At 35.7% G+C, this 12436-nt stretch carries 9 protein-coding genes and 4 pseudogenes; 6 read left to right on the forward strand and 7 right to left on the reverse strand.

Features of this window, described 5'->3' with window-relative positions:
• Positions 1–433: 433 nt before the first annotated feature.
• Together AC4CV5_RS12710 and AC4CV5_RS12715 are read right to left on the reverse strand one after the other, a co-directional pair.
• On the reverse strand, positions 434–961 hold the full coding sequence (locus AC4CV5_RS12710) for a PadR family transcriptional regulator (protein WP_490923188.1): 528 nt from the start codon (positions 959–961) through the stop codon (positions 434–436).
• Entirely contained in the window at positions 958–1800 is an 843-nt protein-coding gene (locus tag AC4CV5_RS12715; RefSeq protein WP_268375704.1) for a sialate O-acetylesterase, read from the reverse strand. Before AC4CV5_RS12715 ends, AC4CV5_RS12710 begins: the two co-directional genes overlap by 4 nt.
• A gap of 455 nt (positions 1801–2255) precedes the next feature.
• Between AC4CV5_RS12715 and AC4CV5_RS12720 the strand changes: the two genes are divergently transcribed.
• The 4 genes and pseudogenes from AC4CV5_RS12720 to AC4CV5_RS12735 all read left to right on the forward strand — a co-directional run bounded on the left by AC4CV5_RS12720 (position 2256) and on the right by AC4CV5_RS12735 (position 4876).
• Positions 2256–2651, forward strand: a complete 396-nt coding sequence (locus AC4CV5_RS12720) for a hypothetical protein (RefSeq protein WP_490922940.1) — start codon at positions 2256–2258, stop codon at positions 2649–2651.
• A 266-nt stretch (positions 2652–2917) separates the two neighbouring features.
• Positions 2918–3509 (forward strand): annotated as a pseudogene (locus AC4CV5_RS12725) (phage portal protein); the annotation flags it as partial.
• Between the two features lie 59 nt (positions 3510–3568).
• Positions 3569–3972, forward strand: a pseudogene (locus AC4CV5_RS12730) (phage holin family protein).
• Positions 3969–4876 (forward strand): annotated as a pseudogene (locus AC4CV5_RS12735) (N-acetylmuramoyl-L-alanine amidase). Before AC4CV5_RS12730 ends, AC4CV5_RS12735 begins: the two co-directional pseudogenes overlap by 4 nt.
• A 54-nt stretch (positions 4877–4930) precedes the next feature.
• Here AC4CV5_RS12735 and AC4CV5_RS12740 read toward each other — a convergent pair.
• Positions 4931–5770 (reverse strand): hypothetical protein, encoded by an 840-nt coding sequence (locus tag AC4CV5_RS12740; protein WP_490922941.1) that lies wholly within the window; start codon positions 5768–5770, stop codon positions 4931–4933.
• 369 nt (positions 5771–6139) lie between these two features.
• On the opposite strand from AC4CV5_RS12740, the gene AC4CV5_RS12745 reads away from it, so the two are divergent.
• Complete coding sequence (locus tag AC4CV5_RS12745) at positions 6140–6787, forward strand: hypothetical protein (protein ID WP_490922942.1); 648 nt, start codon at positions 6140–6142, stop codon at positions 6785–6787.
• 447 nt (positions 6788–7234) lie between these two features.
• Here the strand turns inward: AC4CV5_RS12745 and AC4CV5_RS12750 are convergent.
• The 3 genes and pseudogenes from AC4CV5_RS12750 to AC4CV5_RS12760 form a co-directional block, all read right to left on the reverse strand.
• A pseudogene (locus tag AC4CV5_RS12750) lies at positions 7235–7526 on the reverse strand (contact-dependent growth inhibition system immunity protein).
• 105 nt (positions 7527–7631) lie between these two features.
• Positions 7632–7991, reverse strand: a complete 360-nt coding sequence (cdiI, locus tag AC4CV5_RS12755) for a ribonuclease toxin immunity protein CdiI (RefSeq protein WP_490922943.1) — start codon at positions 7989–7991, stop codon at positions 7632–7634.
• Positions 7992–8012: 21 nt separating this feature from the next.
• Positions 8013–9905, reverse strand: a complete 1893-nt coding sequence (locus AC4CV5_RS12760) for a T7SS effector LXG polymorphic toxin (protein WP_490922944.1) — start codon at positions 9903–9905, stop codon at positions 8013–8015.
• A 191-nt stretch (positions 9906–10096) separates the two neighbouring features.
• Here AC4CV5_RS12760 and AC4CV5_RS12765 point away from each other — a divergent pair, with 191 nt between their 5' ends.
• A complete protein-coding gene (locus AC4CV5_RS12765; protein WP_003237178.1) occupies positions 10097–11224 on the forward strand; it encodes a Rap family tetratricopeptide repeat protein in 1128 nt (375 codons plus the stop codon).
• A 585-nt stretch (positions 11225–11809) separates the two neighbouring features.
• On the opposite strand, the gene AC4CV5_RS12770 is transcribed toward AC4CV5_RS12765, so the two are convergent.
• Positions 11810–12370, reverse strand: a complete 561-nt coding sequence (locus AC4CV5_RS12770; protein ID WP_490922945.1) for a TetR/AcrR family transcriptional regulator — start codon at positions 12368–12370, stop codon at positions 11810–11812.
• Between the last annotated feature and the right edge of the window lie 66 nt (positions 12371–12436).

A 12436-nucleotide genomic window follows, 5' to 3' on the forward strand; every position in this document is an offset into this window, starting at 1 on the left:
GGTTTAATATCAATCAATTGAAAGTTGCTTACGCAGAGGTATATAAAAAATTTTAGTTTATGTCGAGAACGATGTTCACCTTCACTGCCTGGTTAATTAGAGGAAGTGATTCTTCCTTAAGGGAGATCACTTTTTCTTGTTCGACTAAAGCAGCAGTTTAGCGGAAGAAGGAGAAAAATCAGTTGACTCACTTGAATACTAAATAGGTGTAAAAAGTAGTTATGAATACGAAGGATTGAAAAAGAAGAACACGCAGCAGATTCACTTGCTCTTGTTGGGGGGCAAGTGTTGACAACCCTATTACTGGTTTAATTAAAGAAGGAGTATAAAACCTGTATCAATGATGTTACTAGATATCTACGACACAGGTTTTATATTTAGGTAACTAATATTCTTATATATTTAACATTGCATTTTTTTATTATGCAATAGTTCACTCTATTTCTGCTTTCAATTTTTCGAACCACTCTAAATTAACCAAGTGATGTGAACGGGAATTTTCGTTCATACGGCGAAAGTAATTGATTGTGCCGGGAATTTCTTGAGTGATGGACAGGTATTCATCAAGGAGCCCGATTCGTGTTTTAGTCTGATCGATTTGTGATTGGATCAGATCCAGTAATTTATTTTTGTCGAATTCATCGGCAAAGAGTAACGCCCCATAAAATTGCAGGTTCACATATTCCGATTTGGTGCCGTATTTGATCATTAATTTTTCGAATTCTGCCCTTCCCGAATCTGTGACTTTAAAGTTACGGATTTCACGCCCGCTGGTTGAGGGGTTCTGCTGAATCTGTTCAATAAAGCACTTTTCTTCAAGTTGCTGCAGATTGTAATAAAATGAACCTTTCGTGAAGTTAACAATGTATTTGTAATGACGTTTTTCCATTAAGGCCAGAAGTTCATAGCCGTGAGCTCCGGGGTTTTGGATTAGCAAGCCAAGGATAAGTAAAGGAATTATGGTTTCATCACCTTCGCCATCCGCGCCTCAAATTCCGCGTACGTGATTTTCCCCGAAGCCAAATCCATACTATGAAGGTAAATCTGTTCTGTTTTAGAATAGTCACCATTCACTTTCAGTGATTGCTCCTCTCCCGAAATGGGTTTTAGGATATGGTACTTTTTCGAAAAAGCCTCGAAATAGCGGTAACCGAATTTGCGTTGTGAAGCTGCGTCTAAATGAATGCCATCAGGATTCGCAGTCAAACCTGATGCAGTAACAAAGTAACAATTCTGTTGTTCATTAGCAAAACGCAGCAATTGTTCATTAACCTGTCGAAATTCAGTCGCGTGCTGTCCAAAACCGGTCTTCCCAAGAAAGTCACCAAGCCCTCCAATAATCAACGGTATCTCATCAAGTTTCAACTCGTTTCTTAGCGTCTCGATGATAAGAGTTAATTTCTCGTAATAAGTTTCATGTAGCGACTGATAACTGTCACTCTCACCCTGGTGCCAAAGGATTCCGCAAATTTGACTGGACCGGAGGGCGAAGCGGGCTTCGGACAAAGCATGCTGAAAAAGGATGCCTTCCGGATGCCAGTCATTCAATGAACTGCCACCCTCCGCACAAGGGATCAAGCCAATTTCTTCATCGGGATGAGCTTTCGACCATGCATCTGCAAAAGATGCCGCCAGGCCAACGCCGGAAACCGGACGGTCGTAATTAATCGGCTCTGTCATCATCTGCCACTGTCCATTGCGCAGCATTTTTATTTTTTCATTATAGATAGGGTCTACTTCATTCAAAAATCCACGGCCCGCCATATTCGACTGCCCCAACATTAAAAAAGACTTTATCATCTCATTTTTCACTTCTTTACATCAATATTTTAGTCTAATTAGACTATAGTCAATTCAGTTTGTCTTGTAAAGTTTTAATAAGGTTTTACTTTTATTATTAGTATGTATGAACAACAAACTAACATTGAAAATTTGGTGGATGTATTTGAGAAATAGCAAGTTCTTTTGCTTTTTCTTATCCAACTATCGGTGGCTTTCGTTCAATAACGATCTTCCACAATCGGCCGCGATTACGAACAAGAACTATAGGAGTGATACATATTAGTCATGTATAATATGTATCACTCCTTATTTTTTATGGCTTTTTTTGATTTAGGTCTTGATAAACAATGAAAAAACAACAAAAACCCTGTCATGTAAGGGTTCCTATGAGGTTCAAAATCATTTTTCATAGGAAATACGTTCAATGATGGGGGTGTATCTCAAATGAAATGGATTGTTAAAAAGGGAGGGCTATGTTGAAGGGGTTAAATATCAATAAAAAATTATTTAAAAGGTTAACGATTGTACCAATTCTATTCATTTGTTATGTTTTATTTTTAAATCCTGAAGTTATACTTGAAGAGCCTAATAAGCCTTATAGTTTAACAATCGTAAAGCACGGGACAGGTATATTCGATAAGAAAATTGTTTTAATATATTACAAGATCAACGGAAAAACAGTAGCTGTTGGGAATTTAGTGTTTTTTGAGAATTTCGGCAGAGATATAGATGTTACTTGGGATACGAATACTGATGATGGAACTTGGTGGATAGATAAAAGCGTACATTTAACCATGACTTATGCTAAACATTTTAAGGGGGATTTAGACAAGAAAGATATTGATTTTGATTATGGTACTGTCCAATAATAATGAAGCAGTTTTAAAATAGAGGAATATACACTAAAAGAACCGCCAGTCGCGGTTCTTTTGTGTTATACTCTGCTCTAAATTGCTTTAGTAGCAGTTTTTTCTTTCCTTACAAATACCATGATTCCAGGGATGATCATAAGTATAGCTGGTATTAAGTAAAACCAGTCAATGCATATAAGTCCTCCAATCCCTGAAATAAAAAGTAGTACACTGCTCAACTTTGGTTTGAATAAGACAACAATTGAAGCGGTAAAACCAACGTAATCTCTTCATTGGTTGTTAAAGCAAATACGCTTGGCGAGACTGAATGGATTCACTTAACTAAACGCTATTTCCGTTTCAGATACGTAAATGGTAACCTACAACAATCTGAATTCTTACTTTACCAGTCATTGGGCGCAGGTGAAGAGGATATAACCATTAACCACACTGTTCCAATTACAGCAGTTGCTCCGTTCTCAGTCCAGTTAGATAAAAACGGGTTAACTAATGATGGTCGTTTAAAAGTTTAAACTGAAGGCCTGAACCTTAGCTCATTAGACACTCAAGCAAAAACAATAGATATTGTCTTTCCATAGGTGAAGGTAACCCATTCACCGTTGGAGCATTCAAACGTTACTCATTGAGGTTTATGGGACAGCTGAGACAAATGAATTGAAGTTCTGGGGTAAATCCTTATCGGGAACAAAAAGAGCCCTCAGAGGGCAGAAAGTGGATGACGGAACATTTGCCACTAGCACAAAAGGGAAATCAGAAGCTTGGTCTTTTAACATTACTGGTTTTAAAGAAATTGTTATGGAGCTTACAGCTTTAACAAATGGAAACTTTTCAGTTAGAGGGACGGCCGTCTCATAAGATCCGGCTGTCCTTTTTTATTTGCCTCGGAGGAGGTGATTAGAAATGGAGCAGACAAGTTGTTTATCAATTTTGAAACATTAGATTTAGCAAGAGTATATTTATTTGGAGGAGTGAAGTACCTTGATTTACTTCTCGTTCTTAGCATAATTGACGTTTTAGCAGGAGTAACTAAGGCATGGAAATTCAAGAAACTGCGAAGCCGGAGCGCACGGTTTGGCTATGTCCGCAAGCTACTCAATTTCTTTGCGGTCATTTTAGCAAACGTGATTGATACAGTACTCAATTTGAACGGTGTCCTAACCTTTGGTACCGTTCTTTTTTATATCGCTAATGAAGGATTGTTAATAACTGGAAATCTAGCGCAGATCGGTGGTAAATCCCTTCAACAATAACAGATCGATTACAAACAATTGAGAACGAAAAAGAACAGAGTAAGAATAATGCAGACAAAACCCAATGAAAGCTGAATATATCACTATTCACAACACTGCGAATGATGCTTCAGCAGCCAATGAGATTTCTTACATGAAGAATAACTCTAGCTCAACGAGTTTTCACTTTGCAGTAGACGATAAACAAGTCATTCAAGGGATTCCAACGAATCGTAACGCTTGGCACACAGGAGATGGAACAAACGGTACAGGAAATCGTAAGTCGATTGGTGTCGAAATTTGTTATAGCAAGTCAGGAGGGGCACGATATAAGGCCGCGGAAAAACTCGCTATTAAGTTTGTAGCGCAACTACTTAAAGAACGCGGATGGGGTGTTGATCGAGTTCGCAAACATCAAGATTGGAACGGGAAATATTGCCCTCACCGGATTTTGTCAGAGGGTCGATGGGATGAAGTAAAAGCCGCTATCGCTGATGAATTAAGAAAAATCGGAAAAAAAAGACAGCGTCTTCAGGCGGCTCTTCAGGATCCGGAACAACATATACAGTGAAAAAAGGTGATACTCTTTCTGCAATAGCAAAAGAGCACGGAGTGAGTGTGGCAAATCTTCAGAGCTGGAATAACATTAAAGACCCGAATAAAATTACAGTTGGCCAAAAGTTGAAACTAAAAGGATCCAGTTCATCCAGTAGCACTAAAACAAGCGGCAAAAAGACATCGTACCCGCTTCCTTCCGGAATTATTAAAGTGACAAGTCCGATGACGAAAGGAACAAATGTCAGACGAGTTCAAAATGCTCTTGCTGCTCTTTATTTTTACCCGGATAAAGGGGCGAAAAATATCGGCATTGATGGCGTGTATGGTCCGAAAACAGCAAACGCAGTCAAACGGTTCCAGTCAGTGTACGGGCTTACTCAAGACGGTATTTATGGACCTGATACGAAAGCTAAACTTGAAGCATTATTGAAATAAAGGAAGGCCCTCTGTTAAAGGGCCTTTTAATGAACATTAAAGAATGTGTATTTTTTATCTGCGTGCCCATTCATTCCACAAAGGTTCTAAGCTGTTTTTTAGGTCTATTAATACCCATGGGTAGAGTGAGAAAAATATAATAATAATAAAAATATAAGAAGCAAGTTCATTAACCAATATTTTTCTTCTATTGAAAGACTGGTGTTGAATATAAATTGGTAATGCATTCTTGCCTGTTGTATAGAATACAAAAAGAGTAAGAACCATCATCCCTACGCTTCTAAAAATGAAAAAATAAAAAGTAGTAGTATTCCATATACTGAATGTGTATTTAAATAAGTCTATTAACCAAACTTTAAAAGAGGTACCTCCTTCAAAATTTACTTTTATATGATTAGCAACTATCTGTAATTCCTGTGGTACCGAAAAAAACAGCAGACTTAGAAGAATGCAACATAAAATTATTTGCTGAATAAAATTGATGTAGAATTTACTTTTGTCATATAAGTTTGGTGTAAGCTTTATGGCAATAGAAAAACGAATATACATAATAAATCGGATTATAAAGACAACCAACAGAATTGCAACAAACCAGTAATAGTAGCTAATATAAAATGCACCAAAGATGATGATAGCTATATAAAAAAGAACAATCATAAAATGGTTATCTGAGTCGGGCTCCCTTTTTGCGTTAGCGACTTTATCTATTTGGTTTTGGGTAGGCATGAAGATGTTTATATTGATTTTCTTTTTTCCAACATGTACTGAGTTGTTATTGCCTCTTTGAATTATTTTAGTAGGGGTTTCTTTAGTAGCGGCAAAACCTATAATTATTGTTATAATGGTTAATAATGATGCAATAATACTTAAAGCTGTATTTGTAAGCTCAATCAATAGTTAATCTCCTCCTCGTTTTAAAAAATGAATTTATCCCATACAACATTTTACCATATAAGGATTTTTTTATTTTTATATCTTTGAAGAGATCTTTACTGTATGGTTAATCAATGCTCATAAGCTTTTTATCTTCTTTTATGTAATGTTCATTTTCAGTTGTCATTTCTAAAGCACCAAACTATATCTGAAACGAAAATCCTTCCTCAAAAAAATAAAATGGTCATTCCCTCCTCCTAAACAAATACCAAAATGACAAATTAACTATCAAAAATAAAATAAGCTTAGTATTTATTAACTAAATAATGGGTTAGGGGTTTTTTTATATTTTTAAGTTTGTTAGGGTTTTACCAAGGAGGAGGAAATATTATGAAATTAAAAATCTTTAGTTCTGTAATGTCTGTTGCACTTGTTTCTAGTCTTACATTACCGTCCTTCGCATCCGCGAAAACTGTAGAGTCCAATATATCACATGGGTGTAGTCAACCATTAACTGGGGAACAGGTGAAAGAAAAATATGGGACACCCGCACATATTAGTGACAAAAACGTTGACTTAGATTTAGCGTTGGAAATAGCTAATTCAGATTTAGAGGAAAAAGCAATCGTTAATGATCAAGGTTTAGCGGAAAACTATTATAAAAATGCAAAAGAAGCAAATGTAAGTGAAAAAGCATACAATGAATTTAACGCTGTATTGGATAACCTAAATGCTGGAATTGAATCTGGACAATATACTTTAGGTGAAAATCTATCGGATATTAATTTTCCGGAGCAGAATGGTGACGTATCACAACAGGGAGTTTGGTTTATTTCACACTCTAAAGCATCAAAAGCGCAAAAGTTAATTGCAGGAGGTGCTGGAGTAGCTCTCCTTGCCTCTGAATTGGGTCTTCCAGTATTAGTGGCTTCTGGGTTAGCGATGTTGGCTGCTGGTACAGGTCTTTGTGACTGGAATGACAAAGGCTTCTATATCATAAACGTTGGAAGCATGTGGACTTGTACTCCTATGATTTAAAAAAGAATAAAGATTCAGGGTGATCAAAATGCATAAAATTATTAATTACATCCTAGTGGGGTTATTATTACTCTACATCATTGTTTCTTTCACATTAAATATAAATAATGATACTCCTTATATAACAGTTGCTCTGGTTCTCATCATTGTATCTTTTGTAATAGAAAGAAAAAAGGTACACAAAAATTAGAAAAAACAACCCTCTTCTTATGTTGAAGAGGGTCTTTATTTTTAACAAATTAACTGTAATACACAAATTATTGATTAAAGTATGTATGAATTATTGTACACAGCGGATATGTTTAATTTCATTTAAATCCATTTTACATGTTTTGTTTTTTGACTTCTCATGCTGACGGCTTTATGGACCTCAAAGTGATAGCGAAACCGAAGCATGCTTGAATTAAAAAGGCCTTCTCATAAAATGGAGGCCCTTCAGTGTTTCTTTTAAATAGCTTTCTTTAGTTGTTCTATTACACTTTTCAACCATTCTATAGGTGGTAATCCAATTGTCGGGAAATATATTTCTGCATTACACTTTATAATGTCTTCCTTTTCTTCTTTAGTTAGATCGCTATTTAGAAACTCTTCGCAAAACTTAACTGTAAATAGCAAACCTTCTTTACTAATTTCCTCAATAAATTCGTCTAATGCGTGTTCAGGTGATTGGATATCTTGATGAAATGTTCCTACCTAAAAAATTTTCTAATTCGTCTAAGAAATTATAACTTTCATCCATGGTACTTCCTCTCTTTTTTATATGGTTGGTTGGAATAAGCCCCCATTAAGAATGGGGCTTCAAAATAACATAACAATGTACAACATAGAAATATTCTGCTTTTCCTTATAACTTAATATTATATTTCTCTTTAATGGTTCCCATGTATTTTTCTACTTCTAATTTATTGTCTGGGTGTCGTTTTATATATTGACCAACAATTTCATTTAAATATCTATAGAAATTTTCGTAATCTAATATGACTTCTTCATCTTCCTCGACTGCTGGGTAATCGAAATAAAAAGCTATACCCTCATCTCCAAAATAATCTTCTTCCCACTCTTCGTAGTCATCAGCAAATACACACCAGACATTCTCTATACCATAACCCTCTCCGTTGGAGAATTTCTCTAAAATGCGTAAAAAACGTTCATCACCCATAACTTGAAAAAAATAGTTAATTAAGTCTTTGTTTTTATTATCCATTTCACTTTCACTCCGAATTATTTAATCATTTAAGGTAGGGAAAAAATTTGTTATTTCTCCAGTAGCTTCATCAATATAACCTTCAAACTTGAGACCATTTTTAGCGTATCCAGTTACTTTTCTCCCGACTACTTCTCCATTTTTCATTGCTTCTTCTCCCCACTGCAACATTTGTTCGTTTGAGATCTTCTCGGGATCATAAACTGTCTTTGGAGTACGGACTTTTTTCAGTTCTCCAGGTTTGATATTTCCTTCTCTATCTAATGCAGGTAAACCATATTCAATTTCATAGATACCATCAATTGTGGGGTGTTCTCTTTTTGAAATTATACAACTCTCTAAATCCCAACCTTTATCAATAAATGCCTTTTCAAAATTCTGTAAATTGTGACCGCCGACAATTCCTTTATTTTTCTTTCTAACTATATCTTCTACCTCAACTAAATGGGTATCATATCCTTGCCTAAAAGTAACATTTATTTTGTGAAAAGCATTATTTTTTTCTTCTTCAATTATACTTTTTAACAGTGGTGTGTTTTTAACGTTATGAGTATTCTCAATATCTTGTGCAATTCCTACAAGTGCAGGTTCATATCTGTTTTTAAAAAAGGGATTAATAAGGTTGTTTCCTTTTGTAATTCCTTTATTCACATGAGAAGCGGCTGTTCCACCTTCCACCACTTTACCTACTTTTGATAGCTTAGAAGTGGTTTGCACTGCAGCACCTGCACCTTTTGGACCAACGATATTACCGACCGCATAACTGATATAATGTGCTCTTGAGTATGCATCGCCATTTATCATTTTATCATTCCATGAATCAACGATGTTTGTCCAAATTATTTTAGGGTAGGAGGGGACACTTAAGACTGTTGTAATTGTTTTTGCAAGTTTTAGTTCCATAGGGAGCTGTGAAAATTCCCATGCGCCTACAACCAAGTCCTTGATTCCATATATCGTATCATCAATCGCATCGTTAAGCCCATCATTAACCCCATCGATGATATCCAATGCCGTTTTACCTGCATTGATTACACTTTCGCCGACAGACTTCAACTGTTTTGCTTGTTCTAGCTGCACTACATACTGTAACTGTGCAGGCTCAAGGTTTTCATACCCGATCTTCTTCGCAATTTCTAAATACTCATCCGGATCTGAGACACCATTCGCAAGCTTTTTCTTTAAGTCTTTTATCTCGCGTTCCTTCGCTTCTTCTTTCTTGATCTTCAAATAAGCTTCCGTACGCTTCTCAATATCACCTTTTTTCTTATGTATATCACTTTCACGGTACGCCTTGGCGTTGTAGTGGATAGGCGTAGTGTTTTTGCCTTTGCCCGTTGCTTCTTGGAGCTTTTGGAAATCTGACTTGATGAATTGTTCATTTGGCTCTGACAGGGCATATTCTGTCAGTAAATCTTCGTCAAAATCACCTAGTTTTTCAATTGTTTTTTTGCGTTTGTCATTGGCATCTGCAAGCTCATCCTTGAAGGTTTCTGTTGAAAATAGGTCGAGCGGAAGGATGTCGTCAATGTCATTTAGGATATCTTTCATGGCTTTTTTCTGCTCAGACATGATTGATTTTGATTTTTTATGGGCGTTATCCAGTTCATGTTCTAAAAAAGATTCTTCAATATAAGCATCAGAGAGACCTTTGTCCTCAACAGCTCCGGCAATGCTGTTAAAAAATGCGATTTTCATATCAATGTAGTCGATCCATTGATCGGTGACACCAACATGATCGTGATAGAATGCTTTAATGTTGTTAGCACCTTTACCTGAGAATTCGCTGTCGTCCAGTTCAGCGACGCTTTGTAAAGCTTTTCTCAAGTTGACCATTTGCATCCTCAGTTCTTTATATTCTTTGGCACGGTCTGTAGCTTCAGACATAAGTGTTTTGGCTTCAAATACTTTCATGATCAAATCCTTTCATTTAATTGTCATAACGAAATATTACCATGGAAGAATGAAGAAACGAACTTAAAATTATCTTGATTGGATTGACCATATCAAAGATAACGAATAAAAAGTTTGCGGTTTTTTTGCGGTTTAAACACTTTTTAGAAATGTTAGAATATTACATAAAAAGACATAAAAGGAGGGGTCCTGTGAATCCGGTTTTATCATCGTCAGAAGTTGGCGTAAAGATCAATGAATGGTATAAAATGATACGTCAATTTAGTGTCCCGGATGCAGAGATTTTAAAGGCAGAGGTGGAGCAAGAGATCCAACGGATGGAGGAAGATGAGTATTTACTCATTTACTTCTCCCTAATGAAATTCCGTCATCAGCTCATGTTAGATTATTTGGAACCCGTAACAACACGTATAAGACCAACTATTGACGAACTTCTTGAAAAAATTGAGACTTCAAATAAAGGCATATCTGGTCTTTTGTCGTATTATTCTCTGTTTTTTAGAGGGATGTACGAGTTTGATAAGAAGCAATACATGAAAGCTATCTACTATTATAGAGAAGCCGAAAAGCAGCTTATACATGTCCCTGATGAGATCGAAAGGGCAGAGTTTCATTTTAAGTTAGCTGAAGCATATTATGGTATGAAGCAAAGTCATGTGTCTATGCATCACGTTAAACAAGCATTGGATATTTATAATCAATATGAACTTTATAAGGTGCGGAAAGTTCAATGTATGTTTGTTATTTCAGGGAATTATATAGATTTTAAACGTTATGAAAAAAGTCAGCCGCATCTTGAAAAAGCATTAGAGTTATCTAGGGAATTGAATAACAAGAGGTTGATTAGTTCTGCGTTATATAATTTAGGCACTAATTTTGCTGACAGTGGCGATTACGAGCAAGCGGAAGTATTCATGAAGCAAGCTGTGGAGATAACAGAAAAAGAAAAGCTCACAAACTTGCCACATTCTTTATTTTCTTATGCAAAAATCCTTTTTAAACAAGGAAAAATGAATGAAGCCATCCAAGTAAGTAAGAAAGGTTTGTCAGCAGCTCTTTATCAAGGTGATGAGCTTTTCGCAAAATTACAGGGTTATTTAAAAGCTCTTTACGTCGATGCGGTGGATCAACATGGAGTTAATCAAACCATAGAATACTTAGAGAAGAATAAGAACTATTCTTATGTTGAAGACATTGCCTGTGAGACCGCAGCTGCTTATGCAAACTCAAAAGAATTTGAAACATCTTATGTTTACCATCAGAAAATGGTTGAAACTCAAACACAAATTCAAAGGGGAGAATGCCTGTATGACTTTTAAAAAGAGGTTAAGCATTATCCTGGGTTTGTCATTTGTTTTAGTATGTGGTTTCGGTACCGACTTTACAGAGAACCAAACTCAAAACACATTTCATATTGCTTCAGATCGTCTTCAAACTTGATAATACTACCCTAAACCTCCTTCATAAATGGAGGTTTTTTTATTTGATATCAACAGAAACAATGGAATCAAATGCTACATAAATAGTATCCCCTTTTAAATCCTTGAGGCATAACCTTATTTTTTGGGGAGAGAAAAAGGCAATAGGGCACCGTAATTTAAATTTTCGGTGAGACCGCAACAAGTTTTTATAATCATCATCGATTATTGTTTAGGGGACTCGATCTAAGAAAGAAGAGAATGATGTAGTACTTTTTGTTTTAGAATTTTTCATTCCTTTAGAGTGCCAATTACTTGGGCACCAAGGTTAGCTATATCCAATAGATATGAGAATATGCTTGTTTTCGTCTTTCGCTTTTTCAAATGCCAAAGGGAACAATTCACAAGCTAATAGGCATGTAAAATAACACAGGACTTCTCTGTGAATAATCTATTGGATTTACAGAAATTCTCCTCCTTTACATGCTAATCTTCAAATTTTAATAACAATTGATGAATGATATTAGAGATACAAGTAGGTGTTTTTATCATCCCATTGTTAATCCATTCCTCTATAATTCCTACTACACCGGAAACGATAAATGTTGTTTCGAATTTTTCAGTTTCTGTAATTGATTTTGCTGATTGTCGCATCATGCTCAATTCCTCAATCATTTTTGTTTTGAAAAACTCTTTAAGTTTGTTAATTGAAAGGACATTCATTTTTGGTTTGGTTAACAATGTGAAAATTTCGATGTTTTGGTATATGTATTCTGTAGTTTTTTCTATAAAGGTCAGCATGTTCAGTGGATCATCACTTGGAAAAGATGCATCATAAATGCTTCCTAGCTGATGAAATATTTCGTCTTCGATCTGCTCATACAAGTCAAAAACATCTTTGTAGTGAAGATAAAAGGTGCCTCGGCCTATATCGGCTTCTTTAGATAAATCGGAAACAGTTATTTTGTTGATTTCTTTTTCCTGAAGCAATTTTAAAAAGGCATGTTTTATAGCACATTTTGTCTTGAGTGATCGTCTGTCCCCCATAGCATCCTCCGTTAATATACAATTTATCATGAGTTGTTCATTAATGAACAACTCATGATAAATTGC

Source organism: Bacillus sp. NS1 (assembly GCF_058248265.1).

Bases quoted from the DNA above. Each gene is read 5' to 3' on its own strand.
- AC4CV5_RS12745 (WP_490922942.1), top strand. From the start codon at position 6,140: ATGAAATTAAAAATCTTTAGTTCTGTAATGTCTGTTGCACTTGTTTCT.
- cdiI (WP_490922943.1), bottom strand. From the start codon at position 7,991: ATGGATAATAAAAACAAAGACTTAATTAACTATTTTTTTCAAGTTATG.
- AC4CV5_RS12720 (WP_490922940.1), top strand. From the start codon at position 2,256: ATGTTGAAGGGGTTAAATATCAATAAAAAATTATTTAAAAGGTTAACG.
- AC4CV5_RS12715 (WP_268375704.1), bottom strand. From the start codon at position 1,800: ATGATAAAGTCTTTTTTAATGTTGGGGCAGTCGAATATGGCGGGCCGT.
- AC4CV5_RS12770 (WP_490922945.1), bottom strand. From the start codon at position 12,370: ATGGGGGACAGACGATCACTCAAGACAAAATGTGCTATAAAACATGCC.
- AC4CV5_RS12760 (WP_490922944.1), bottom strand. From the start codon at position 9,905: ATGAAAGTATTTGAAGCCAAAACACTTATGTCTGAAGCTACAGACCGT.